Origin of the sequence: Burkholderia stagnalis, assembly GCF_039848545.1 — a bacterium.
GTDB classification, from domain to species: domain Bacteria; phylum Pseudomonadota; class Gammaproteobacteria; order Burkholderiales; family Burkholderiaceae; genus Burkholderia; species Burkholderia stagnalis.
Window position 1 is genome coordinate 2604494 of record NZ_CP156686.1, and the last position, 24031, is coordinate 2628524.

At 67.7% G+C, this 24031-nt stretch carries 23 protein-coding genes; 12 read left to right on the forward strand and 11 right to left on the reverse strand.

The annotated features are described in order from the left end of the window. Positions 1 to 8: 8 nt before the first annotated feature. The 7 genes from ABFO07_RS28370 (at position 9) to ABFO07_RS28400 (ending at position 6178) form a co-directional block, all read left to right on the forward strand. Positions 9 to 1412 carry a GGDEF domain-containing protein gene (locus tag ABFO07_RS28370; protein ID WP_059810864.1) on the forward strand — a complete coding sequence of 468 codons (1404 nt, stop codon included), beginning with the start codon at positions 9 to 11 and terminating at the stop codon, positions 1410 to 1412. A gap of 133 nt (positions 1413 to 1545) precedes the next feature. Beyond that, positions 1546 to 1923: a DUF2946 domain-containing protein gene (locus ABFO07_RS28375; RefSeq protein WP_347469033.1), complete on the forward strand. Its 378-nt coding sequence runs from the start codon at positions 1546 to 1548 to the stop codon at positions 1921 to 1923. Positions 1924 to 2217: 294 nt separating this feature from the next. Further along, positions 2218 to 2592 carry a DUF2946 domain-containing protein gene (locus tag ABFO07_RS28380; protein WP_059564296.1) on the forward strand — a complete coding sequence of 125 codons (375 nt, stop codon included), beginning with the start codon at positions 2218 to 2220 and terminating at the stop codon, positions 2590 to 2592. Positions 2593 to 2687: 95 nt separating this feature from the next. Next, a complete protein-coding gene (locus ABFO07_RS28385) occupies positions 2688 to 3191 on the forward strand; it encodes a YcnI family protein (RefSeq protein WP_059992742.1) in 504 nt (167 codons plus the stop codon). Between the two features lie 68 nt (positions 3192 to 3259). Next, the gene (locus ABFO07_RS28390; protein ID WP_347469035.1) at positions 3260 to 5371 is read left to right on the forward strand and encodes a TonB-dependent receptor family protein; all 2112 of its coding nucleotides are present in this window, start codon (positions 3260 to 3262) and stop codon (positions 5369 to 5371) included. 11 nt (positions 5372 to 5382) lie between these two features. Beyond that, positions 5383 to 5847: a copper chaperone PCu(A)C gene (locus ABFO07_RS28395; RefSeq protein WP_347469037.1), complete on the forward strand. Its 465-nt coding sequence runs from the start codon at positions 5383 to 5385 to the stop codon at positions 5845 to 5847. A gap of 112 nt (positions 5848 to 5959) precedes the next feature. Then, entirely contained in the window at positions 5960 to 6178 is a 219-nt protein-coding gene (locus tag ABFO07_RS28400) for a hypothetical protein (RefSeq protein ID WP_081063178.1), read from the forward strand. Between the two features lie 50 nt (positions 6179 to 6228). Here the strand turns inward: ABFO07_RS28400 and ABFO07_RS28405 are convergent, their stop codons facing one another. The 6 genes from ABFO07_RS28405 to ABFO07_RS28430 all read right to left on the reverse strand — a co-directional run bounded on the left by ABFO07_RS28405 (position 6229) and on the right by ABFO07_RS28430 (position 13814). Beyond that, a complete protein-coding gene (locus ABFO07_RS28405; RefSeq protein ID WP_230959244.1) occupies positions 6229 to 7296 on the reverse strand; it encodes a porin in 1068 nt (355 codons plus the stop codon). A gap of 187 nt (positions 7297 to 7483) precedes the next feature. Then, positions 7484 to 9148 (reverse strand): ABC transporter ATP-binding protein, encoded by a 1665-nt coding sequence (locus ABFO07_RS28410; protein WP_347469707.1) that lies wholly within the window; start codon positions 9146 to 9148, stop codon positions 7484 to 7486. Positions 9149 to 9222: 74 nt separating this feature from the next. Further along, positions 9223 to 10029: an ABC transporter permease gene (locus tag ABFO07_RS28415; protein WP_059882455.1), complete on the reverse strand. Its 807-nt coding sequence runs from the start codon at positions 10027 to 10029 to the stop codon at positions 9223 to 9225. After that, complete coding sequence (locus ABFO07_RS28420) at positions 10026 to 10982, reverse strand: ABC transporter permease (protein WP_059908280.1); 957 nt, start codon at positions 10980 to 10982, stop codon at positions 10026 to 10028. The genes ABFO07_RS28415 and ABFO07_RS28420 overlap by 4 nt, the downstream gene beginning before the upstream one ends. A gap of 12 nt (positions 10983 to 10994) precedes the next feature. After that, positions 10995 to 12494, reverse strand: a complete 1500-nt coding sequence (locus tag ABFO07_RS28425; protein ID WP_230943231.1) for an ABC transporter substrate-binding protein — start codon at positions 12492 to 12494, stop codon at positions 10995 to 10997. A gap of 120 nt (positions 12495 to 12614) precedes the next feature. Next, positions 12615 to 13814 carry a C45 family autoproteolytic acyltransferase/hydolase gene (locus ABFO07_RS28430; RefSeq protein WP_060290313.1) on the reverse strand — a complete coding sequence of 400 codons (1200 nt, stop codon included), beginning with the start codon at positions 13812 to 13814 and terminating at the stop codon, positions 12615 to 12617. 74 nt (positions 13815 to 13888) lie between these two features. Here ABFO07_RS28430 and ABFO07_RS28435 point away from each other — a divergent pair, with 74 nt between their 5' ends. Continuing rightward, positions 13889 to 14764 carry a GntR family transcriptional regulator gene (locus tag ABFO07_RS28435; RefSeq protein ID WP_059882460.1) on the forward strand — a complete coding sequence of 292 codons (876 nt, stop codon included), beginning with the start codon at positions 13889 to 13891 and terminating at the stop codon, positions 14762 to 14764. 63 nt (positions 14765 to 14827) lie between these two features. Here the strand turns inward: ABFO07_RS28435 and ABFO07_RS28440 are convergent, their stop codons facing one another. From ABFO07_RS28440 to ABFO07_RS28460, 5 genes are all read right to left on the reverse strand, one after another. After that, entirely contained in the window at positions 14828 to 15529 is a 702-nt protein-coding gene (locus tag ABFO07_RS28440; protein WP_060149546.1) for a response regulator transcription factor, read from the reverse strand. A gap of 36 nt (positions 15530 to 15565) precedes the next feature. Continuing rightward, positions 15566 to 15988, reverse strand: coding sequence for an Lrp/AsnC family transcriptional regulator (locus ABFO07_RS28445; protein WP_059961567.1), 423 nt, complete (start codon positions 15986 to 15988; stop codon positions 15566 to 15568). A gap of 129 nt (positions 15989 to 16117) precedes the next feature. Beyond that, positions 16118 to 18553 carry a cytochrome c gene (locus ABFO07_RS28450; RefSeq protein ID WP_347469040.1) on the reverse strand — a complete coding sequence of 812 codons (2436 nt, stop codon included), beginning with the start codon at positions 18551 to 18553 and terminating at the stop codon, positions 16118 to 16120. Next, positions 18543 to 19046, reverse strand: coding sequence for a (2Fe-2S)-binding protein (locus ABFO07_RS28455; protein ID WP_059564291.1), 504 nt, complete (start codon positions 19044 to 19046; stop codon positions 18543 to 18545). The genes ABFO07_RS28450 and ABFO07_RS28455 overlap by 11 nt, the downstream gene beginning before the upstream one ends. Positions 19047 to 19163: 117 nt before the next feature. Next, on the reverse strand, positions 19164 to 20321 hold the full coding sequence (locus ABFO07_RS28460) for an FAD-dependent monooxygenase (RefSeq protein WP_059564290.1): 1158 nt from the start codon (positions 20319 to 20321) through the stop codon (positions 19164 to 19166). A gap of 281 nt (positions 20322 to 20602) precedes the next feature. On the opposite strand from ABFO07_RS28460, the gene ABFO07_RS28465 reads away from it, so the two are divergent. From ABFO07_RS28465 to ABFO07_RS28480, 4 genes are read left to right on the forward strand one after another with little or no spacing between them, the layout of a single operon-like run. Continuing rightward, a complete protein-coding gene (locus ABFO07_RS28465) occupies positions 20603 to 21355 on the forward strand; it encodes a maleate cis-trans isomerase family protein (RefSeq protein ID WP_059810858.1) in 753 nt (250 codons plus the stop codon). Positions 21356 to 21383: 28 nt separating this feature from the next. Continuing rightward, positions 21384 to 22211 carry an alpha/beta fold hydrolase gene (locus ABFO07_RS28470; RefSeq protein WP_059810857.1) on the forward strand — a complete coding sequence of 276 codons (828 nt, stop codon included), beginning with the start codon at positions 21384 to 21386 and terminating at the stop codon, positions 22209 to 22211. A 33-nt stretch (positions 22212 to 22244) separates the two neighbouring features. Then, positions 22245 to 23285 (forward strand): hypothetical protein, encoded by a 1041-nt coding sequence (locus ABFO07_RS28475; protein WP_059810856.1) that lies wholly within the window; start codon positions 22245 to 22247, stop codon positions 23283 to 23285. Positions 23286 to 23301: 16 nt separating this feature from the next. After that, entirely contained in the window at positions 23302 to 23961 is a 660-nt protein-coding gene (locus ABFO07_RS28480; protein WP_347469042.1) for an isochorismatase family protein, read from the forward strand. Positions 23962 to 24031 lie beyond the last annotated feature (70 nt).

Genomic DNA, 24031 nt, shown 5'->3' on the forward strand with positions numbered 1-24031 from the left:
GGCAGAACATGAGCATCCGCGTTGCAGCCAATGAGCCATCCAGCGCAGTCCAACTGGTCACCCGTGGTTACGCCAGGCTTCTGCTGGTTGGCTTCGCGCTGGTGCCGCTCTATCTGATCGCCTACCTGTATTTCTTTCAGGACCCGTCGCTGAAATTCGAGAATCACGCCTTTCACGAACTGGCGATCGCCGTCGCCACGCTCGAAGGCGGGTTCGTCACCTATGTCTGCTGGCGCTGCTATCGCCTGTCGGGCGAACCGCTGCTGCGCTGGCTTACGCTGGGCTTTCTCGGCTTCTCCATCATCTATGCCATGCACGGCGCCTTCACCGGAATGGCGCATCACAATATCTGGCTGTTCCTGCTGTACGGGCCGGCCTCCCGCCTGGCCATGTCGATCCTCATTTTCGTCGGCCAGCTCTCCTACAGCCGCGCGGCCGACAGCGAGGCAAGGCGCGTCGACGGCCGTGGCTGGGCGAAGTGGATCGCCCTGTTCGTGCTGATCGACGTCGCGGTTGCCGGCATCGCCTACTCGCCGGTGGCCGGCGCCCCGTGGGTGCGCCTTTCGATGGAAGGGGGCGCACTCCTGCTCTCCGTCGTGAACGTCGTCGCGCTGGTCCAGCGCCGCATCCGCTCGCCGCTGATGACGACCTACGCCATTTCGGTGACGTCATTCGCGCTGTCGTCGCTGGCCTTCATCCTCGGGCGGCCGTGGAATCACATGTGGTGGCTGGCGCACGCGATATTCGCGGCCGGCTTCCTGCTGCTCAGTTTCGGCGTCGTGCAGGCCTTTCACACGACGCGTTCGTTTTCGAAGATCTATAGCCAGGAAGAGCTGTTTGCCCGGTTGAGAGAAGCAATGGCGCATACGCAGCGGGCGCTGCAGGAACTGCAGCGGACCAACGACAAGCTCGAGCACATGGCCGCGACGGACCCGCTCACGGGCGCGGCCAACCGGCGGCAATTCATCGAACGCGTGGAATCCGAAATTGCCCGCGCGAAACGCAACGGCGCGCCGTTTTCCCTGTTGACGCTCGATCTCGATCACTTCAAGGCGATCAACGACAGCTACGGGCATCAGGCGGGCGACCAGGTATTGCAGCGCTTCGTGCAGAAATGCCTCGACGCGATCCGGCCATACGACGGCGTCGCGCGGGTGGGCGGAGAGGAATTCATGGTGCTGCTGCCGCAAGCCGCGCTGGATACCGCCGGGGTCATCGGCGAGCGCATCCGCGCGGCGATCGCGGGCACACCGTTCGAGGCGGGCATCGGCAAGCCGATCGAAGTCACCGTGAGCGTCGGCGCGTCCGAGTTCGGCCGCGACGGGGAGACGATCGACGCGATGCTGCGCAAGGCCGACGAACGCCTGTATCGCGCGAAGCATCAAGGCCGCAACCGGGTTGTCGCGACGTAGGCAGCGGGGGCGTTACTTGAACGGTCAAGCGGCGCGCCGCGACAGCCGGCGCATACGCATCCCCGCATATTCGGCTCGCCGGGCGCGTGGCATAATTCCGCACCGCTCCAACTTGCACGCCACTGCGCCTCGTATGCTGCGCCTCCGTTTCCGGAAGATCGGCAGTCTCCTGGGATTGCTCGCCATCCTGATGACGTCGCTCGCGCCGACGATCTCGCAGGCAGTGGCCGCGCACAACCGCGTCGACGCGTTCCTGTCGGCTTACTGCACCGCGCAGCCCGGCGCAGCATCGGATACGAGCGACCCGGCTTCGCACGATGCGCTGGCGCATCTGCAGGCCTGCGGATACTGCAATCTCCTCACCCATGCCCCCGCGCTTCCCACGCCGGAAGCGTCGTTTGCCGCAACCGTCCGGGCGATTCACCAGCGTGCCGAAACGCGCTTCGAAAGCCTGCGGCGCGTCTTGCCGCTGACCGCCGCGCAGCCGCGCGCACCGCCGGTTTCGTCCTGAACTGAAGTGCCGGGCCGCGATGCGTGATCGCATCGCGCCGCTTTCGCACGCGCGCACACCCGCGCGTATGCGATGCCACGGTTCACCTCGAGGATGATCATGCGCATTCCCTTTGAGCGCGGTATTGCGTCGAGCGTACGCAGCGCCGCGCCGATTGCACTCGCCGGCGCACTGCCTGCTCCCACCGTCGCCCACGCCCATGCGATCGCAGGCAGGGCCACGGCACCTTCATGGTGAAGTGATGTCCGCCATCGCCCGCATGCGCCGATCGGCGCGCCGCTGCGCATCGAACGCATGACACGCGCCCGACGCGTTGCGCTCGCAGCCTGGGCCGGCCTGATTTCGATCTGGCTGGCCCTGGTCGCGCCTGTCGTCACGCAATGGCTCGCGTCGCAGGAACAGGCGCAGCCGATCGCCGCGCTCTGCTCGGCGAAGGCGGACGCCGAAACGCACGCGCCCGATGGCGCCATTCCCGGCAGTCATCCGGCGAAGACCTGCGGCTACTGCAATCTGCTGGCCCACCATCCGCCGCTGACCGGGCTTGGCTACACGGGCTGGATTCCCTCCGCTCCCGCTACGCGCGAACTCGCGTATCCGGTCGCGCCGGATATCGCCCGCGCGCGCTTTTCTCTCGCGCCGCCGAGAGGGCCGCCGCTCACGGTTTTCTGATTCCCGAGATACCGCCGCCTTTCACGGGCGGCGCTCGTCCCGTCCAACAGGAAACCGACATGCATATTTTCAATCGGCATGGGCGCGCTCGCGCCATGCTCATTCCTTTCGCGTGCAGCATGACGCTGGCCGCCGGCGCGCACGCCCATATCACCGCGCAGCCGAACGAAGGCGCCGCGGGCACGTATTTCGAAACATCGTTGAAGGTGCCGCACGGCTGTGACGGCTCCCCCACCGTCGCGCTGCGCGTCGCGATTCCGGACGGCGTGACGTCCGTCAAGCCGCAGATGAAGCCCGGCTGGTCGGTCGATATCGACACGCAACCGATCGACCCGCCGCTCAAGGGCGAGCACGGCACGACGATCAGCAAACGCGTCGCCGCCGTCGAATGGCGGGGCGGGCCGCTGCCGGACACGCTCTACGACGCGTTCGGCCTCGTCATGAAGCTGCCGCCCGCCGCCGGCAAGACGCTGTATTTCCCGGTCGTCCAGACCTGCGAGAACGGCCGGCGTGCGTGGACCGACATCCCGGCCGACGGACAAAGCTGGCATGCCGTGCACAGCCCCGCGCCGTTCGTGCGTCTGCAGACCGCGAAATAGCGCCGCCGGATCGGCGCGCATGTCCGCCGCGCCGGTCCATTTCCGCTCAACGAACAACACAAACCATCATGCATATCGCATCCAGGCGCCGCAGAGCGCTCACCGGCGTGGCCGCGCTCGTCGCGACCCACGCGTTCGCACAATCGTCGGCGGCGCCCGCCGACGCGCACGGAGACACCGTCCTGCCGACGCTGAACGTCTACGGCAGCGCCGAGCGTTCCTTGACGTCCCGCTCGACCGCGGAGCAGAAGCGCACGCTCGAGCAGACCGTCGGCTCGGTCGGCTTCGTCGACGCCGAATCGTTCACGAACACCTACGCATTCACGCTGCGCGACGTGCTGAAGGATGTGCCCGGCGTATTCGTCCAGACGCGCTACGGGCAGGAACTGCGCCTGTCGATTCGCGGCTCGGGCATCGCGCGCTCGTACCACACGCGCGGCCTCGAAATCCTGCAGGACGGCATCCCGACCAATCTCGCGGACGGCAGCGGCGACTACTACCAGATCGATCCGCTCGCGCTGCAATCGGCCGAAGTCTACAAGGGCGGCAACGGCCTCGCGTATGGGGCGTCGACGCTCGGCGGCGCGATCGATTTCCTGACGCCCACCGCCCGCACGGCGATCGCGCCGAACATCGTGCGGCTCGAAGCCGGCAGCTACGGCACCGTGCGCGGCAGCGCGCAGTTCTCGCGCGTGATGGGGCCGCTCGACTTCATCGGCACGTTCACCGTCGACCACGGCGACGGCTTCCGGCAGCATGCGCGCGGCCAGTACGAACAGTTCAACGCGAACGTCGGCTACCGCTTCAGCCCGCGCGTCGAAACACGCTTCTACGTCGGCGCCTACATCGTCGACCAGAAGCTGCCCGGCACGCTGTCGCTGTCCGACGCGCTGAACGATCCGACCAAGGCCGCCGCGAACGCCGTGTCGGGCGACCAGGCGCGCAACACGCGCACCGAGCGGATCGCGAACCGCACGACGGTCAAGCTGGACAACGGCCGGCTCGACTTCGACACGTGGGCGATTCACAAGAGCCTCTACCACCCGATCTTCCAGGTGATCGACCAGGACGGCTGGACCTACGGCTTCGCGCCGCGCTACACGGGCACGACGACCATCGCGGGCATGCGCAACGACGTGATCGCGGGAGCGCGGTTCTTCGGCGGCAATACGAAGGCGCGCCAGTACGTCAACGTCGCGGGCAATGAAGGCCGGCAGACGCTCGATTCGACGCAGAGCGCGTACAACTACGAGGCCTACGTCGAGGATCGCCTGTTCTTCCTGCCGACCGTCGCGGTGATGGCCGGCCTCAAGGCGTTCCGCGACGTGCGTCGATACGTCGATCACGGCGGGCTGGCCGGCAACCCGGCGTACCGGTCGACGAGCGCGACCTACAACGGCCTCGATCCGAAACTCGGCCTGCTGTGGCAGCCGAGCCGCGACGTCCAGGCGTTCATCGACGTCACGCGCAGCCAGGACGTGCCCGACTTCGGCGATCTCACGCAGACGTTCGCGACGACCACGCGCTTCACGCCGCTCAGGTCGCAGCATGCATGGACGCTCGAGATCGGCACGCGCGGCAAGACCGACCGCGTGAGCTGGGATTTGACCGCGTATCGCTCGATCGTCCGCGATCAGCTCCTGCAATACACGACCAACCCCGATGTCCCCGCATCGACGTTCAATGCGAACAAGACCGTGCTACAGGGCATCGAGGCGGCCGTGTCGGTCGATCTGTTCCGCAACGTCATGGGGCGCGGCACGGGCGACGCGATCACGGTGTCCGGGCTGTGGAACCTGAGCGACTTCCGCTTCAAGGACGATCCGCAATACGGCAACAAGCGCATCGCCGGCGTGCCGCTCAACGTGTTGCGCGCCGCGCTCGGCTATGCGCGCCCGAACGGTTTCCACGTCGCCGCCACGGTCGACTGGGTGCCGTCGGGCGCATGGGCGGACGACGCGAACACGCTGCGCGTGCCCGGCTACACGCTGCTCGGCCTGCAGGCCGGCATGGATTTCCGCAACGGCCTGTCGCTGTTCGTCGATGCGCGCAACCTGGCGAACAAGCGCTACGTCAGCGACATCAGCACCGTCGCCAACGCGCGCACCGCGAGCAACACGGCGATTTTCTACCCCGGTGAAGGCCGCAGCGTCTTCGCCGGCATGCGTTACGCGTTCTGAGGAGAACCACGTTGAAACGTTCCATTCTGGCCGGCTCGGCATTTGCATTGATGGCCCTTCACGCCCCGGCGGCGCACTCGGCGAGCGCCGTGCAGGTCGATGCCTGCTGGATTCGCGCGATGCCGCCGACGCTGCCGTCGTCCGGCTATTTCACGGTGAAGAACGACGGCGACGCGCCCATCGCGCTGACCGGCATCGACACGCCCGCATTCGGCATGGCGATGCTGCACGAAACGCAGACGAGCGGCAGCACGTCGAAGATGGTTCACGTCGAATCGGTCGAGGTGCCGGCGCATGGGTCGCTCACGTTCAAGCCGAAAAGCTATCACGCGATGCTCGAACAGCCGCGGCAGGCCGTGACGCCCGGCACGAAGGTGCCGCTCACGCTGCATTTCGCCGGCGGCCTGGCGGTGCCCGCGACCTGCGACGTCAAGGCGCCATCGTTTTCCGGCCAGTCGGCCGGCAACCCTGAATGACGGAGACACACATGAAAAACCGACCGTCCCTGCTTGACCTGATCGTTCGTTACAAGACGCACCTGAACATCGGCGCCCTGATCGCCTGCGGGCTCTGGGCCGGATGGATCGCGTGGATGACGCGGCCATAGGGGGCTTCCTTGCCATGGAGGCGATCAAGCGGCACGATCTCGTCGCGCCGTTCAGGATCGCCCTGCCCATGCCGTTCCCGTACTTCATTTGCCGGAAGCAGGCGGTGGCGGACTCCGCTGCCACCCGACAGTTCCTCGACTGGCTGATCGAAGAAGCCGAACAGGCCGGACGCGATATCGCGGCCATGTTCGGCGACTAGCGGCGGATGAGGCGCCGGGCAGGCCCGGACGAAACCCGCTGCCGGGATGCTCAGAACTTGTGACGCATGCCGAGCACCACCGCCGTTTGCGACGTACCGCTGGACGTGCCGCCGGCGGCGTCGATCGCCGCGTTGAGGTTTCTCGACGTCTTCTGGTAGAAGGCATTCAGATAGACGTCCGTGCGCTTCGACAGCAGGTATTGCGCGCCGCCGCTCGTTTGCAGGTAGTGCCCCGACGCGCCCGACTGATGCACGTTCGTGTAGGTCTCGCCCAGCGCAAGGAACAGGGCCGGCGTGACCTGGTAGCGAACGCTGCCTTCATAATTCTGGAAATGAATCGTGCCGCGCGGCGCCGTCAGCGCGGTGTTCGCGTTGACGTACAGCGCCCCCGAGTACAGCAGGCCGACGGTCAGCGGGCCGAACGCATACGTGCCGCCCGCGCCCCACTGATCGACGCGCGATGCGCCCAGCAGCGGGTTCGACGGCGTGCTCGACGACGGATTGCCGACGATCGCACCGCCGATCGTGCCCGGCTGCTGCGCGCGCGCATACCCTGCCCCGAGGTTCAGCGGGCCGTTCATATAGGTCGCGCCGACGCTGAACGCGCGATTGTTCGCGAAGCCGGTCGAATTCGAGAAGCCGTACGTCGCCTCCGCCTGGAAACCGGCGATGACGGGCGTCGCGTACTTCACCGAGTTGTCGGTGCGATACGTGTTGTTCAGGTTGTCGTTGTCGAGCGGATGCGTCGCGAACTGGGCCAATATCGACGCCACGCCCTGCCGGGAAACGAAGTCCTGAATGGCGTTGTACTGGCGGCCCATCGTGAACGTGCCGAAGCGGTCGCCCGCCAATCCCACGTACGCCTGACGACCGAATTCCCGGCCGCCCTGGCCGAGCGTGCCGCTGTTGACGTTGAAACCGTTCTCAAGCTTGAAGACCGCCTTCAGGCCGCCGCCCAGGTCCTCGGTGCCGGTCAGGCCCCAGCGCGAGCCGGACTCGTTGCCGCTTGCCAGCTGCCAGAGCGCCTTGCCGCCGCCGGCGGTCTTGACGTTGCTCGTGTACAGGATGCCCGCGTCCACGATGCCGTACAGCGTGACGCTGCTTTGAGCCTGAGCCACTCCCGAGATGGCGCTCGATGATGCAAGAACAATGATGAATTTTTTCACGTAAAAGATCTCCGGGTTTTCACATTTATTTGGATTGCGAAGTAAAGATTGCCGTCTGACTCCTTTCGTTTGCTCGTGCTTGTTTCTCAACGCCTGATACGCATGCCGAAGCCAGGCGCGCCGCAGCGGCCTGCCGGCGCTACGCGCCCGCCGCGCGTTGCGTCGCAGCGCCGGTTCGGCTGCGCGACAGCGGCGACAGCTGCCCCGGCGCGACATAGGCCGCCTCCAGCAACTGCCGGGTATACGCCTCGCGCGGCCGATCGAAGATGTCTGAAACCGTGCCCTCTTCGATGATGCAGCCCTGGTGCATCACGACGATCCGGTCCGCGATTTCGGAAACGGCCGCCAGGTTATGCGAGACGAAGAAGCACGCGAAGCCGTATTGCGCCTGCAGCCGCCTGAACAGCGACAGGACTTGCTTCTGAATCGTCATGTCGAGGGCGGACACCGGCTCGTCGGCAACCACCAGTGCGGGCCGCCGTATCAGCGCCCGCGCGATCGCAACCCGTTGGCGCTGCCCGCCCGACAGCGCGTGCGGAAACCTGTCGCCGAGCATTTCCAGTCCGACCTCGCGCAGCATGTCGTCCACCCATCGCCGCCGCTCGGCCGACGTCAGCCCGTCCTGGTGATTCAGCGGCTCGGCGACGATGTCGCGGATCTTCTGACGCGGGTCCAGCGACGAGTACGGATCCTGAAATACCATCTGGCACGCGAGGCGGAACGCCCGCCGGGTGTTCCGATCGCTGTCGGTCAACGGCCGGCCCCGGAAGTAGACCGCGCCGTCCGTCAGCGGCAGGAGCCCGATCAAGGCGCGGCCGAGCGTAGTCTTTCCGGACCCCGAACCGCCCACGACCGCCACGACCTCGCCGGCGCGGATCGAAATCGTCGCCCGGTTCACCGCGAGCTTCCCCGCGCCCCGGGAAAACAGGCCCCGGCGGCCGCCGTACGAAACCGATACGTCGCGCGCCTCGATCAGCGTCGGCGCGTCCCGAACCGGCGCCCTGTTTTCGTCTCGCTTCGGGAGCGCGTCGATCAGGCTCCGCGTGTACTCGCTCGCCGGATGGCCAAGGACGTCGCGCGCGGCGCCGGACTCGATCTGGTCGCCCCGCTTCAGGACGACCACCGAATCGGCATAGTGCGCGACGAGTTGGAGATCGTGCGTCACGAGCAGCACGGCGGTGCCGGAGGTGCGGGCGAGATCGACCATCAGCTCCATCACCTCTTTCTGGCTCAACGCGTCCAGCGCGGTGGTCGGCTCGTCCGCGATCAACAGCTTCGGCTTGAGCAGCATCACCGACGCGAGCATGATGCGCTGCCTCATGCCACCGGAAAAGGCGTGCGGATACGACGAGAGACAGTTTTCCGGCTCGCGAATCTGCACCCGGCGAAGCATTTCGACGATCCTGCCGCGCGCGTCGTCCGCGGTGATCTTTTCGTGCAGCATCAGCCCTTCCGACATCTGCGCGCCCACCGTCATGGCCGGGTTCAAGGACACCATCGGCTCCTGGAACACCATCCCGGCCACGCTGCCGCGCACGCGGTGCATGTCCGACGGCGACAGGCTGCCGACGTCATGCCCGTCGAGCACGATGGTGCCGCCGGTCTGCACGACCTGCGACGGCAGCAGGCGCAGGATGGCCCGGCCCGCCATCGTCTTGCCGCTGCCGGATTCGCCGACCAGCGCGAGGATTTCGCCGGCGGCCATGTCGAACGTCAGGCCATTGAGAATGCTTGCGCCGCGCAGGCTCTCGAGCGTCAGGTCGTGCACGGACAGCACGGGGCTGGCGGCCGTCGCTCGATTCATGTCGTCGCCCGATGTGCTGGCGCCGCCGATATCGTGCCGCGGCGCGCGTGGTGAGAGGATTCGAAGGTTCATGCTCACTCCATCCGGGGGTCGAGCCAGTCGCGCAGCGCGTCGCCCAGCAGATTGATGCCGAGCAGCGTCAGCGCGATGCACAGGCCCGGCGCCATCCCGAGCCACGGCGCCGATTCGATGAAGGGCCGGCCGGACGAGAGCATGTTCCCCCAGGTGGGAGCGGGGGGCGGCACGCCGAGACCCAGAAAGCTCATCGCGCTTTCGGCGAGGATCACCCAGCCGAACATCGACGTCGCCAGCACCATCAGCGGCGCCGCGCAGTTCGGCAGCACGTGCTTCAGCATCGTCGTCAGCTCGCTGTTTCCGATGACGCGCGACGCCTCGATGTACTCCTTTTCCCGCAGCGACATCACCGTGCCCCTCACGAGGCGCACGGTCGTGGGGGCGTAGGCCAGCCCGAGCGCCAGCACGATCCCGTACTTGTTCGCGCCGGCGACGACGCTGATCCCCAGCGCCAGGAGAATGCCGGGAAACGCGAGCAGCGCATCGTTCGCGACCATCATGACGCGATCGACCAGCCCGCGAAAATATCCGGCGGTCAACCCGAGCAGCGTGCCGATCGTGATCGCCATCAGCACCGTCAGGCACGCGACCAGCAGGCTCGCGCCGGCGCCGGACAGGATCCGGGAGAAGATGTCGCGGCCGAATTCGTCCGTGCCCAGCAGATGAACCGCGGAAGGCGCGCGAAAACGCTCGCCCAGGCTCAGCGCGAGCGGATCGTACGGTGTCCATACCGTGGACAGCATGCCCATCGCGGCCACCGCGACCACGATTGCGCCGCCCAAAAGTGCATTGTTTCGGATTTTCATGATGCCGACACTCGCGGGTCGAAGAGCGGATAGAGCAGATCGACGAACAGGTTGACGAACACGTAGACGGCGGCGGTAAACACCAGGCAGCCCTGCACCACCGGATAGTCGCGAGCGAAGATCGCGTCGACGAGCAGCCTTCCCAGGCCCGGCAGCGTGAACACGGTCTCCAGCACCGCGATGCCGCCCAGCAGGTGGCCGAGCACGAGGCCGATCATCGTCCAGGTCGGCGCGAACGCATTGGGCAGCACATGGCGAAGCAGCACTTTTCGCTCCGGCAAACCCTTGGCGCGCGCGTGCGTGACGTATTCGAGGCGCAGCACCTCGATGGCGCTGGCGCGCGACATGCGGGTCAGCACGCCGGTCTCGACGAGTGCCAGCGTGACGATCGGGAGCACCAGATAGGTCAATGCGGATCGCCAGTTCTCGCTGAACGTCACGTAGCCGACCACCGGCACCCACCCGAGCTTCAGGCCGACGAACAGCAGGAGCACCAGGCCGAGCCAGAAGCTCGGGACGGACAGAAAGAACGTGGCGCCCGCGACGACGGCGGTATCGGTGATCGAGTTCTGCTTCCACGCGGCGACGAGACCGGCGGGCACCGCGATGACGGCCGCGATCGCGACCGCCACGAGCACGATCGTCGCACTCACCTGGAAGCGTTCGAGCAGCAACGGCAGCACCGGCTGGCCCGTCGTGATCGAATGGCCGAAGTCGCCGTGCAGCAGATGGGCGATCCACACGGCAAGCTGCGTAACCATCGGCTTGTCGAGGCCCAGATGCGTGCGCAGCTGCGCGACTTGCGCCGGCGTTCCGGCGTCGCCCAGCATCAGTTGCACGGGATCGCCGGGAATCAGCCGCATCAGCGCGAACACGAACGTCGCGACGACCAGCAGCGTCGGGATGGTCCAGAGTATGCGCCGCAGCAGATACGGAAGGAATGCGTGTCGCATGATACGTGCTCCTTATTTCTCCGCGCTGGAGATCGCCTGCCCGGTCAGGGAAACGCCCCAGCCGCGCGGCTGGCCGAGGGGCCAGCCCTTGAATCCCCGCACGTTCTTGCGCACCGCGCTGGTTCGGGTTTCCGAATAGAGAAAGACGGCCGGGGTCTCGTCGAGGAGCTTCAGCTCCAGCTGGTCGAACAGCGCTTGCCGCTTGCCCTTGTCCGACGACTCCATGGAACGCGTGACCATGCGGATGGCGTCAGGGTCATCCCAGACCTTGCGGGACTGCTTGTCCTTGGCGCCGACGAACGCGTCGAACGAAAGCGACGGATCGAGCCGCGCCGAGTACGTGAACGTCATGGCCTGGTAATCGCCGCGGTTGTACTTGTCGAGCAGCGTGGCCCAGTCGAGCACCTCGACGTCGATTCGAATGCCGGCTTCGGCAGCCATCGCTTGCGCGAGGACGGCGACGTCGAACAGGTAGTTGTAGCGCTTCGTCGTCAGCAGCTTGATGGGCTGGCCGCGATACCCGGCTTCCGTGAGCAATTTTCTCGCCGCGGCGACATCTCGCGCCGGGACGGTGCGTTGTACCTTGCTGTAGTACACGCTCGGCTCGGGAATGGGAGACCGGCTGGCCTTCGACGTGCCGTTCGTGACGGTCCGGACGATCTGCGGCAGGTCGAGCGCCAACGCGAACGCACGCCGGATGCGCGCATCCTTCAGCAGCGGATCCCGCGTCTGGAACAGCATGGCGGTGACCGCCATCGAAGGCACGCTGGCCACCGCGAGATCGGCGCGTCCCTTGTAATCCGGAACATCGCCGTCGTCCACATCGGACACGACGTCGACCGCATCGGAAAGCAGCGCCGCCTTTGCCGCCGCCGCGTCGGGAATCACGACGAAGCGAACCTTCGCGACCTCCGCCGATTTGTTTCCGGTATTCCCGTCGCGCTTGCCCGGCAGCGCGGAGTACAGGGGGTTGCGCGCAAGCTCGACGTACTGGCCGCGCTTCCATTCCGACACCTTGAACGGCCCGGTGCCGACGGGCTCGCGCCACGCGCCGTTCGCGTCGAGCGAGCTGCGATGATAGATGCCGGTGCCGCCGCAGTCCGTGCGCGCCATCGTTTCCAGAAAGATCGCATTCGGGCGGTCGAGGGTGAAGACGACGGTCGACGGATCGGGCGCCGAGACATTCACGACCTTGGCGACGCCCTGCCCATCGAATTCGGGCCGGCAGCGCCAGTTGGTGCCCGGGTTCATGTAGCGATTCCACGCGAACGTCACATCCGCCGAAGTCAGCGGCGAACCGTTCTGGAATTTCACGCCCGGGCGCAGCGTAAACGTATACGTCAGGCCGTCGGGCGAGACCGTCAGCGCTTTTGCGAGGAGCAGGCCGACGGACGTATCCTCGCGGAACGCGACGAGCCCCTCCAGGATATGGGAGACGACCGCGTCGCTGTTGCCGTCCCGATTGACGCCCGGGTCCAGCGAGCGAACGTCGGCGTTCAGGCGGATGCGCAACGTGCCTTGCGACTGCTGCGCCGATGCAGGCGTGCCGGCGACGGCCAGCAGCAGCGACGTCAATGCGGCGCCGATCGATCTGGCGATTGTTTTCGTGGTGCTCATGTCTCCTCCGTGTCGTTATGCGATTGCCATGCGCCTGAGCGCGACGGATGCGGGCACGGACCTGGGCCGCGCGACGGCCATCTCGAGGCTGTAAGCCTGGAAAACGGGATTGACGGCGGGCAGCGTCGACACCTCCATGATGCCGAGGTCGGGCTGCATCACGATCATCGCGACCGTCGCCGACAGGTTGTTGCGTTCGTTCGGGCGCGGCGGCCGGCACACGGACCAGGGCGCCTCGAAATCGTCGAACAGCGCCGCCTTGACGATCTCCGGCGTCACCTCGCCGATATGAGGCTCGACCATCTGCCAGACGCGCTCGTCCCGATACAGCGAGTCGGGCATCGTGGCGATGCCCCTGTCGCACAATTTCGACAGCGCGACCGGGCTCTGGAAATGGTTGGCGTGGACGATCACGCCCCGCTTCGGGTGGATCAGGAAGGTTTCGTCCGGCGCGCATTCGAAATCGATCGCGACGCCGTTCGCATGCGCGACCATCATGTTGTTTGCCGCGGATTTCGGCGTCGCGTAAACCGCCTGCATCGCGAACGCGAAGCGCTGCTGCTCCAGCACCTTCCGGCGAATCAACGCAAGCGGCACGCCGAGGTTGCGGTAGTCGCGCTCGCATTCGAGGTAGTTCGCGGTGATCGAGATGCCCGCGGCGTTCATGCCCGAGCGCGCCAGCGCACCTGCCTCGGTGAATGTGAGGAAATCGGGGCCATCGTCCCGCTTCACCTTCAGGACAACGGATGATTCCGCGCACTCGGCCTTCCAGTCCCAGTTTTGCGCGTGGATCACGCGTCCCGACGCACTCGCCGCCGGCAGCGCGACGATGCCGGTGCAGCCGTCCGGATCGATCGGCACGGGTTCGGCGTTTCGCATCCTGTCCGCCAGCTTCAGGACCTCGGTTCGCGCGTTCAGCATGACGACCATGTCATAGCCGACCCCGGCGCCCTCGGCGATGCCCTTCATCTCCTCGATGTAGCGCGGCTCGAACGATGCGATCGTCGGCTCGAACCGCGCCACGATTTCGCGAAGCTGCAACGCGCTCAGCCTTTCCTGCTCGAGCTGACGCGCGTAGTGCTCGACGCCGCGCCGGATGCGACCGGCCGCCTGCTCCCCATACTGGCGGCCGCGCTCGCGCGGCGCGCCGCTGACTTCGACGAGCGGGGTGTGGGGCGGGATCGACTGCTGCCGTTGGGCTGGAAGGTTGTCCATGGTCGGGCTTTCGTTGTCAAATGAGGTACGTCGCAGTTTAGGCTAGAATGTATTTTGTGAACACAAAAAAATAAATGGATATGCAAAGTGAATCGGCAACCGTGCGCGCCCGCGTTGATCTGGGGGATCGCATCGCCCAATGGATTCGAGATGAAGCGCTGCAGGTCGGCGACCGGCTGAACGAGCAGAGGCTGGCGGAGCACCTCGGCGTGTCGCGCACGCCGATCCGCGCCGCGCTGGATCAGCTCGAGAAGCAGGGATTCGTGCAGCGCAGGAAGAACAGGGGGGTCGAGCTTCTGGCGGCCCCTCCGGTGTCGAACGAGCCCGTCGGCGCAACGGACGAGGATGCGCTGCTCGCCAGGATCGCCCACGATCGCCAGCGCAGCGCGCTGCCCGACGAGGTGTCCGAGAAGGACCTGATGGAGTTCTACGGAGAAAGCCGGGCGACCATCAAGCAGGCGCTCGTGCGCCTGGCGGATCTCGGGCTGGTCGAGCGTCGCGTCGGCTATCGATGGACGTTCACGAATCTGGACTGGTATGGCGAGGCGCGCATCGAGTGCTATCGCTATCGTCTGTCGATCGAGCCGGCGGCGATCCTGCAGCCGGAGTTTTCGCTTCCGCCCGACTGGGCCGCGCAAATGCGCCGCCAGCACTCGGCGTTCCTCACCCGCCCGTGGGAGGACAGCCTGAGCGTGGCGTTCTTCGAGACCAACGCCGCGTTCCATGAAGGGCTGGCGCTGGCATCCGGAAACCGCTTCTTCGTCGACGCCATCCGGCGCCTGAACCGGCTCAGGCGCCTCGCGAACTACGATTGGGCCTACGGGCCGAAGCGTGTGGAGATCAGTTGCCTGGAGCACCTGGGCATCCTGGCGGCACTCGAGGCAGGCGATCGGGAGGGTGCGGCGGAATTGATGCGCAAGCACCTCGAACTGGCCAGCACCGTGACGTAAACGAAGGCGTCGTTTGCAATCAGGCCGGAACTGCGCGCCCGCGGGCAGCGCCCGCCCGCGTCGTCACGGGTCGCTCCGCTCGAGACGTTCGAGTCGATAGCCGTAGCCGTAGATCGGCGACAGGCGGTAGCCGTTCTCCGGCCGCAGGCAGAGCTTCAGGCGCAGCATCGAAACGTGCGTATCCATCGTGCGCGACGGAATGTCGGCGATCTGCTTCCAGATCGCATCGGCAATGTACGCGCGCGACAGCGGCCGGTCGATATGCTGGAACAGCAACAGCGCGAGATCGAATTCCTTGCGCGTGAGACTCACCGGCTTGCTGTCGAAGTAGGCCTGCTTCACGGTGGTGTCGAAGCGGAACCGATCGAACTCGCGTACCGCCTCCTCGGCGTCGGCCGGATATGCGCGGCGCAGGAGCGAGCCGACGCGGGCACGCAGCATGGGGCCGGACACCGGTTTGACGATGTAATCGTCCGCGCCGGCGTCGAGGATGCGCGTGATGCCGGCCTCGTCGCTGCGAACCGTCAGGAACAGGATCGGCACGCGATGCTCGATCTGACGATCGCGCACCCACTTCAGGATCTCCACGCCGGACATGTCGGGTACGTTCCAGTCGAGCACCAGGAGATCGAACGTTTCGCGCTGCAGGTGCTTCTTCAGCACCTTGCCTTCGTTGAAGGCGTAGCACGTATGGCCCTCGGCCTGCAATGCCTTGCCGACGAAGTCGATCTCCGCCGGATCGTCGTCGAGTACGGCAATTCTCATGGCGCCTCTCAAGGTGGATTCCCGGTCGCCGCTTCGCTACACCTTGTAGCTCTGCAGATGAATGCTCGTTTCCGAGGCCATGATTCCCTTGATGAGGCGAACCCGCTCGAGTGATGTGGCCAGCTCGGCCAAGGTCGGGGCGCGCAGCTCCGCCAGCAGGTCCCATCGCCCGTTGGTATCGTGAAGCGAAGCCACGCTTGGCTCCCCTCGCAACGCGGCGACGACTTCGCGCGTCCTGTTTCCTTCCACGACGATGCTCATCCACGCGGCAATCTCGGCAACGCTATGCTCCGGCCTGACGCGTACCGTGTACCCGACGATCACGCCCGCCTTTTCAAGCCTGGCGATACGGTTGGTCACCGTGGCGCGCGCGACGCCGAGCCGGTGCGCAAGAAATGCCACGGTCGCGCGAGCGTTCACGCGCAGATGCGACAGGAGCTTTTGGTCGACATCGTCCATGCAGGGCAGTCTCAGGCGGTGGCAATCGAGTCATACGATTGTATTTTGGCAATACAATAACCACATCATGGACATTTGTACAGTGGCCCGCCGCCAGGATCGTGAAAGCACGCCTGCACCAGGCGAATCTCAACGATGCTCCCGCCGAATCCGCGCCGACGCCGCCTCCAGATCCCGCCAGGCCGGCTGCCCCGACGCGTAGCGCGCGCGGATGTACGCGGCCAGCTCGGCCATTTGCCGGTCGTCGAACGCATCGCCGAAACCCGGCATGTAGCCGAGGCCGGCGGTTGCCGGATGATCGATGCCGTTGTGCAGCACGCGCAGCAGATTGTCCGGCGCGTCCTGGCTCACGCTCGTATTCAGCCCCATCAGCGGGCGCACGCCGAAATGGCCGACGCCGCCCGACGCCGCATGGCACACCGCGCAGGCCGTGTCGAACGCGCGGCGGCCGTTTTCGAGGCCGAGCGTCGCGGCCGCTTCCGCGCCGCGCGCCTGCCGGGCGGCCGCATCGGCGACGGCCGCGGCATCGGCGTGCGGCGACAGCGATGCGATGTAGTGCGCGATCGCGCGCACGTCCGACTCGGGGAGCGCCGCCAGCCCGGCGACGACCGGCGCCATCGGCCCCGCGGCAACGCCGTGCTGCGCCGAAAAGCCGGTGCGCAGATAGTCGTACAGCGCGCCTTCGGTCCACGGCACGGGCGACGCTTTCGACGCGACCAGCGACGGGGCCGCCCACCCTTCCGCGACGCCGCCCGACAGATACGCGAGCCCGCCCTTCTCGGCGCCGAGCGCGTTGCGCGGCGTGTGGCACGCGCCGCAATGGCCGGCGCCGTCGACGAGGTATTTGCCGCGATTCCAGAGCGCCGAGCGATCCGGCGCCGGCGCGAACGGCTGCGCGTCGTGGAACAGCCAGTTCCAGCCGGCGACGAGCCGGCGCCGGTCGAGCGGGAACGGCAGCTTCGTCTTCGGCGGCACATGCTTCACGGCCGGCTGCGACATCAGGTACGCATACAACGCGAGCATGTCCGCTTCGCTCATGCGCGCGAACGCCGTATACGGGAATGCCGGGTACAGATGCGTGCCGTCGCGGGCGATGCCTTCGCGCATCGCCCGCGCGAAGGCGGAATACGTCCACGCGCCGATGCCGGTTTCCGGATCGGGCGTGATGTTCGTCGTGTAGATCGTGCCGAACGGCGTATCGAGCGCGAGCCCGCCCGCATTGACCCGGCCGCCCGGCGCGGTATGGCATACCGCACAATCGCCGGCGAGCGCGATCTGCCGGCCGCGCTCGAGCGTCGCCGCGCTCCACATCGCGCCGTCCGCGCCGCCCGCCACCACCGGCGCGATCGGTGCGGGGCCGGGCAGCAGCGCGCACGCGAGGCCGATCAGCCCGCCGGCCACGCCGCCGCCCGCGAGCCAGCGACGCCAGCGCGGCGTCGCGGCCTGCCGGGCCGACTTCGACGATGCGCGCGCGGGCGCGTCGACCGGCACGGCGCGCGTCAGCGCGGCGCGAATGCGTTCGAGATCGAACGGCGGCGCGCGAAACCGGACGCCGGTCGCGTCGTACAACGCATTCGCGATCGCCGCCGCCGCAGGCGCGGCGGCCTCGTCGATGCGCTGCGCGTCCCGCGCCGACAGCGCAGGCGCAGGCGCATCGGCCGCGCTGCCGCGCAGCGCCACGAGCTCGTGCGAAATGGCCGCTCGCGCGTGCCCGTCCGTCTCGTCATGAGCCGGTCGGGCGGACAGACGTGCGCCCATCACGCGCGAGATCGCCGCCTCGATCTGCGACGCGGGCAATCCCGTCAGCGTCGCGCCACCCGGCTGCCCCGAGCCCTGCCCCGCCACGACGCGCCGCACGACGACGTCGCCGGTCGAGCGGTCGACGTCCAGGTCGACGACCCACGCGGTCCAGCTCGCCTGTTCGTCGGCCGTCGCGCTGCTGGCCGCCGATCCGCCATCGTCGCCGCCCGCTGATCCGCTCCGCCCGGCGTCCCGCCCCCCAATCGCCGCCACCGCGCCGTCGAAGGCAAAGCCGCGCCCGCGAAGCCAGGACGACGGCCGTTCGTTCGCCGATCCGGCCGGCGCGCCCCACGCCGCCCGCTCCGCGACCATGCGGATGACTTCGCGCGGCCCGGCATCGGCGCGCGGGTCGAGATGCTGAAGCCGCAGCGCGACCGGATCACGCCCGAGGTCGCCGGCCAGCTCGTCGATGCACGACTCGCGCGCGAACACGTGCGCCTGCGGCGGAATCGCGCACGTCGCATCGTCGATCTCGACCGATGCGTGCGCGTGCCGATAGACGAACGTCGCCGGCGCATCCGCGCGGTTCGCGGCGGCCGCCGCGCGCGATTCGTCCGACGATCGGTCGAGCTGCGCGCGATAGCGCCATGTCGTCATGCGGCCGTCGAAGGCAGTGCGGGTTTCGACGTCGAGCGCCGCGTGCGCGGCCGGATCGTCGGTCGGCCATCGATATTGCGTGTGCCGGTAGCGGAGCGCATCGCCGCCGGCATGCGCCCCGTCCGCGCCGTCCGCGTCATGCGCCTGCGTCGCCGGTTCACTGTTCATCGTCTTGTCGCAGATATCGCGCGGCGCGATGCACCGCGCGGATGATCTCGAGATGCGTGCCGCAGCGGCACAAATTGAAGCGCAGCGCGTCGCGAATCGCGGCGTCGTCGGGTGACGGGTTGCGATCGAGCAGCGCCTTCGTGCTCATGATCATTCCGTTCAGGCAGTAGCCGCACTGCGCCGCCTGTTCGTCGATGAACGCGCGCTGGATCGGGTGCGGCGCGTCGAGCGAGCCGAGCCCTTCGAGCGTCGTGACCGCCCGCCCGGCCGCCGCGGCGACGGGCACCACGCACGCGCGCGTCGCCTGCCCGTCGATCAGCACCGTGCAGGCGCCGCACTGGCCGAGCCCGCAGCCGTACTTCGGGCCGTTCAGCGCGAAATCGTTGCGCAGCACGTAGAGCAGCGGCGTATCGGGCTCGGCCGCGTCGACCGCGCGCGGCACGCCATTGACGCAGAGCGCGAGCGGTCGCGCGACGGTAGTGGAATGCGACATGGGCTGATCCGGAAAACGGGCCTGGGGACCTTGCGGCACGCCGTGCCGGCGCCGGCGCCCGGCCTTGCGCGAGACCGCCGCGCAGGCAGGGATCGCGCCGGGGCCGGGCCGCGCGCATCAGGTGGCCGCCGCCACCTTGTCGGGCGACGGCGACACGAGCGGGACGTCGAACACATCGTACCCGAACACCCACGCCGGGTCTTCGTTCGTGCGCAGCCACGTATTGTCGTGCGACACGCGCTGCACCTTCGACGCGCGCGCCGCGCGGTTCGCCTCGTACAGCGCGAACGCGGCCGGGTAGTCGCGCACGCCGACCTCGTCGAGGCAGCGCGCGAGCATCGCGGCATCTTCGATCGCCATCGCCGCGCCCTGCGCCATGTGCGGCTTCATCGGATGGCACGCGTCGCCGAGCAGCACGAGGCGGCCGCGGCTCCACAGCGGCAGCGGGTCGCGCTCGAGCAGCGGCCACCTGGTGATCGACGGCGACACGTCGATCAGGTGCTGGATATCCGGATGAAAGCCGGCGAACGCCTCGCGCATCTCGTCGCGGCTGCTGTCGACCATCGACACGCCTTCCGGCCACTCGGCCTGCGGCACGCCGGTCACGTAGTAGTACTCGTCGCGCTTCTCCGTCACGTAGTACACCATCATGTGGCGATCCTCCGACCACCACTTCACGCACATGTCGTACGGCTTGTTGCCGAGCAGCGACGCGGGGAACACCGCGCGGTGCGCGACATACCCCGTATAGCGCGGCGGTTCCGCGCCGAGCAGGTGCTCGCGGATCCGCGAATTCACGCCGTCGGCGCCGATCACGATGTCCGCGGTCTCGACGCTGCCGTCCGAGAAGGTCAGGCGCACCGCGTCGCCGGTGTCGTCGACGCTCGCCACGCGCTTGCCGAATCGGATCGTGCCGGGCGTGACGGCCTGCGTCATCAGCGCATGGAAATCGCCGCGATGCACGGTCAGGTAGCTCGCGCCGTAGGCCTTCAGCGCATGGTCGCCGAGCGGAATCCGCGCGATCACGTCGGCCGTCCGCCCGTCGCGGCTGGTCCAGCAATCCGGGTGCGAACCCATGCGGTTCAGCGCGTCCTCGCAGCCGATGCGCCGCATGATCTTCATCACGTTCGGGCCGAGATGGATGCCCGCGCCGAGGCGCGAGAACGCCGGCGCCTGCTCGTACAGCGCGACGTCGTAGCCGCGGCGCTGCAGCAGGCCGGCGGCGGCCGTGCCGCCGAGGCCGGCGCCGATGATTGCGATGCGGGGTGTGCTCATGCGGATCTCCTGATCGTGAGCCCGCCATGTCGAAGGTCATCGAGCGGGCCGATTACGTGTAGATGTAGCGTACACACTCATAATTATTCAAACAAGGAGATTGTTTGCTTGCACCGACCCATACGGGGAAACACCTATAAAACTTCATATTCACCGCTTCTAGCAACCATTAAAGAACACCACCCGGCTTTTGACACGTTGTAGTTTTCAAATGTACACGCTAGACTTTGTTCGAACCCGAGTGCGCTCGCCCACCCTTACCCGCCACGGAGCCTTCCGCCATGAGCAAGACCTACCGCATCGGCCAGATCGTGCCGAGTTCCAACACGACGATGGAAACCGAGATTCCCGCGATGCTGCGGTTGCGCGAGACGATCCGCCCCGAGCGCTTCACGTATCACTCGAGCCGGATGCGGATGAAGAAGGTCGTCAAGGAGGAACTGGCCGCGATGGACGCCGAGTCGGACCGCTGCGCGCTCGAGCTGAGCGACGCGCGCGTCGACGTGCTCGGCTATGCGTGCCTCGTCGCGATCATGGCGATGGGCCACGGCTATCACCGCGTGTCGCAGGCGCGCCTGACGCAGCACACCGCCGACAACGGCGCACAGGCGCCGGTGCTGACGAGCGCGGGCGCGCTCGTCGACGCGCTGAAGGTGATCGGCGCGAAACGCATCGTGGTGGTCGCGCCGTACATGCTGCCGCTGACCGAGCTGGTGGTCGACTACATCCGCCATGAAGGCTACGAGGTGCTCGCCTATCGCGCGCTGGAGATTCCCGACAACCTCGACGTCGGCCGCCACGACCCCGCGCGCCTGCCCGACATCGTGAAGACGCTGCCGTACCAGGACGCCGATGCGATCGTGCTGTCCGCATGCGTGCAGATGCCGTCGCTGCCCGCGGTCGCGAAGGTCGAGGCGATGACCGGCAAGCCGGTGATCACCGCGGCGATCGCCACCACCTACGCGATGCTGCGCGAGCTCGACCTCGAGCCGATCGTGCCCGGCGCGGGCGCGCTGCTGTCCGGCGCGTACTGAGCGCGCCCTCTTTCGACGGAGCCCATTCATGTCCACCTTCCTGTACGGCGCGAACGTCCATGCGAACGGCATCCGCCAGCACTACCTGCGCTACGGCGGCGCGAGCGGCGCACGCGCGGCGCGCGCCGCGATCGTGCTGATTCCCGGCATCACGAGCCCCGCGATCACGTGGGGCTTCGTCGGCGACGTGTTCGGCGCGGCGTTCGACACCTACGTGCTCGACGTGCGCGGCCGCGGGCTGTCGGAAGCGTCGCCCGGCCTCGACTACGGCCTCGACGCGCAGGCCGACGACGTCGCGGCGTTCGTCGCCGCGCTCGGCCTGTCGCGCGTGAGCCTCGTCGGCCATTCGATGGGCGCGCGGATCGCCGCGCGCGCCGCGCTGCGCGGCCCGCGCGGGCTCGCCTCGGTCGTGCTGGTCGATCCGCCGGTGTCCGGCCCCGGCCGGCGCCCGTATCCGGGCCAGCTGCCGTGGTACATCGACTCGATGGCGCTCGCCCGCGCGGGCACCGACGCCGACGGCATGCGCGCGTTCTGCCCGACCTGGACCGACGCGGAACGGCAGCTGCGCGCCGAGTGGCTGCACACGTGCGACGAGCGCGCGGTGCGCGCGTCGTACGACGGCTTTCACACCGACGATTTCCACGCGGATGCCGCGCGCCTCGACGTGCCCGCGCTGCTGATCACCGCCGCGCGCGGCGACGTGGTGCGCGACGACGACGTCGCCGAGCTGCAGCGCGCGACGCCGTCGATGCGGCACGTGCGCGTGCCGGACGCCGGCCACATGATCCCGTGGGACAACGCGGCGGGCTTCTACGCGGCGTTCGGCGATTTCCTCGGCGCGCCGCTGGCCGCCTGATTCCTTTCCCTCACGCATTCACCGGAGCCGACGATGCCAGTCAGCGACATCCAACTGATCGACGCGTGGAAGCAGGTGCTCACGCTGTCGCGCCTCGAACCGGGCCAGACCGTCACGATCCTGACGAGCCCGGCCACCCATCCGCAGACGCTGTCGTGCGCGCTGATCGCGACGCAGTCGATGGGCGCGATCGTCAACCGGCTCGACCTGCCGCCCGTCAACGGCGACAAGGCGTTCAGCCGCGACCCGCTCGCGTATCTCGGCACCACGCCGCTCACCGGCAACCGCGCGGCAATCGCCGCGCTCAAGGCGAGCGACCTCGTGCTCGACCTGATGACGCTGCTGTTCTCGCCGGAGCAGCATGACATCCTGAAATCGGGCACGAAGATCCTGCTCGCGGTCGAGCCGCCGGAAGTGCTCGCGCGCATGGTGCCCACGCAGGCCGACCGCACGCGCGTGCTCGCCGCCGCCACGAAAATCGCCGCCGCGCGCGAGATGCGCGTCACGTCGGCGGCCGGCACCGCGCTCACGTGCCCGCTCGGCGATTTCCCGCCGACGGCCGAATACGGCTTCGTCGACGCACCGGGCCGCTGGGACCACTGGCCGAGCGGCTTCGCGCTGACCTACCCGAACGACCGCACCGCGCACGGCACGATCGTGATCGATCGCGGCGACATCCTGCTGCCGCAGAAGCATTACGTGAGCGAGCCGATCGTGCTGACGGTCGAAGGCGGCTATGCGACGCGCATCGAAGGCGGCGTCGACGCCGACCTGCTGCGCGACTACATGGAAACCTTCGCCGATCCGGAGGGTTACGCGATCTCGCACGTCGGCTGGGGGCTGCAGCCGCGCGCGCGCTGGTCGACGCTCGGCCTGTACGACCGCGAGGCGACGATCGGGATGGACGCGCGCGCGTTCGAGGGCAACTTCCTGTTCTCGCTCGGCCCGAACAACGAAGGCGGCGGCAGTCGCACGACCACCTGCCACATCGACATTCCGCTGCGCCGCTGCACGGTCGCGCTCGACGGCGAGACCGTCGTGCGCGACGGCCGCGTGCTCGACCAACCCGCCTGACCGACCGAGACCCGCGATGAACGACCTCTCCCGTCACGCCGAAGCGCACGTCTACCAGCAGCAGGGCTTCGGCACGCCGCTGCCGCCGCACGGCAACATCGGCCTGCTGATCGTCGATTTCGTCGTCGGCTTCGCCGATCCCGCGACCTTCGGCGGCGGCAACATCGCGCCGGCGATCGCGCGCACCACGCACGCGCTCGCGCTCGCGCGCCGGCGCGGCTGGCCGGTCGCGCACAGCCGCATCGTGTACGCGGCCGACGGCAGCGACGACAACGTGTTCTCGCTGAAGGTGCCCGGCATGGCGACGCTGACCGAGGATCACCCGAACAGCGCGATCGTGCCCGAGCTCACGCCCGCCAACGGCGAGCTCGTCGTGCGCAAGACGGTGCCGTCCGCGTTCTTCGGCACCCAGCTGGCCCCCTGGCTCACGCAGCGCGCGGTGCAGACGCTGCTGGTCGCGGGCGCGGTGACGAGCGGCTGCGTGCGCGCGAGCGTCGTCGACGCGATGTCGCACGGCTTCCGCCCGCTCGTGCTGTCCGATTGCGTCGGCGACCGCGCGATCGCGCCGCACGACGCGAACCTGTTCGACATGCAGCAGAAATACGCGGCGGTGATGCCGCTCGATGCCGCGATCGCGGCGATCGACGCGGCGCACGCGCCGGCCGCCGCGCGGTAGCCCACGGGCGGGCGCCGCGCGATTGACGCGCCGCTTCCGGCCACCTACATTCGTGTGCATCGAATGCGGC

Bases quoted from the DNA above. Each gene is read 5' to 3' on its own strand.
- ABFO07_RS28370 (WP_059810864.1), top strand. From the start codon at position 9: ATGAGCATCCGCGTTGCAGCCAATGAGCCATCCAGCGCAGTCCAACTG.
- ABFO07_RS28375 (WP_347469033.1), top strand. From the start codon at position 1,546: ATGCTGCGCCTCCGTTTCCGGAAGATCGGCAGTCTCCTGGGATTGCTC.
- ABFO07_RS28380 (WP_059564296.1), top strand. From the start codon at position 2,218: ATGACACGCGCCCGACGCGTTGCGCTCGCAGCCTGGGCCGGCCTGATT.
- ABFO07_RS28385 (WP_059992742.1), top strand. From the start codon at position 2,688: ATGCTCATTCCTTTCGCGTGCAGCATGACGCTGGCCGCCGGCGCGCAC.
- ABFO07_RS28390 (WP_347469035.1), top strand. From the start codon at position 3,260: ATGCATATCGCATCCAGGCGCCGCAGAGCGCTCACCGGCGTGGCCGCG.
- ABFO07_RS28410 (WP_347469707.1), bottom strand. From the start codon at position 9,148: ATGAATCGAGCGACGGCCGCCAGCCCCGTGCTGTCCGTGCACGACCTG.
- ABFO07_RS28415 (WP_059882455.1), bottom strand. From the start codon at position 10,029: ATGAAAATCCGAAACAATGCACTTTTGGGCGGCGCAATCGTGGTCGCG.
- ABFO07_RS28420 (WP_059908280.1), bottom strand. From the start codon at position 10,982: ATGCGACACGCATTCCTTCCGTATCTGCTGCGGCGCATACTCTGGACC.
- ABFO07_RS28430 (WP_060290313.1), bottom strand. From the start codon at position 13,814: ATGGACAACCTTCCAGCCCAACGGCAGCAGTCGATCCCGCCCCACACC.
- ABFO07_RS28435 (WP_059882460.1), top strand. From the start codon at position 13,889: ATGGATATGCAAAGTGAATCGGCAACCGTGCGCGCCCGCGTTGATCTG.
- ABFO07_RS28440 (WP_060149546.1), bottom strand. From the start codon at position 15,529: ATGAGAATTGCCGTACTCGACGACGATCCGGCGGAGATCGACTTCGTC.
- ABFO07_RS28445 (WP_059961567.1), bottom strand. From the start codon at position 15,988: ATGGACGATGTCGACCAAAAGCTCCTGTCGCATCTGCGCGTGAACGCT.
- ABFO07_RS28450 (WP_347469040.1), bottom strand. From the start codon at position 18,553: ATGAACAGTGAACCGGCGACGCAGGCGCATGACGCGGACGGCGCGGAC.
- ABFO07_RS28455 (WP_059564291.1), bottom strand. From the start codon at position 19,046: ATGTCGCATTCCACTACCGTCGCGCGACCGCTCGCGCTCTGCGTCAAT.
- ABFO07_RS28460 (WP_059564290.1), bottom strand. From the start codon at position 20,321: ATGAGCACACCCCGCATCGCAATCATCGGCGCCGGCCTCGGCGGCACG.
- ABFO07_RS28465 (WP_059810858.1), top strand. From the start codon at position 20,603: ATGAGCAAGACCTACCGCATCGGCCAGATCGTGCCGAGTTCCAACACG.
- ABFO07_RS28470 (WP_059810857.1), top strand. From the start codon at position 21,384: ATGTCCACCTTCCTGTACGGCGCGAACGTCCATGCGAACGGCATCCGC.
- ABFO07_RS28475 (WP_059810856.1), top strand. From the start codon at position 22,245: ATGCCAGTCAGCGACATCCAACTGATCGACGCGTGGAAGCAGGTGCTC.
- ABFO07_RS28480 (WP_347469042.1), top strand. From the start codon at position 23,302: ATGAACGACCTCTCCCGTCACGCCGAAGCGCACGTCTACCAGCAGCAG.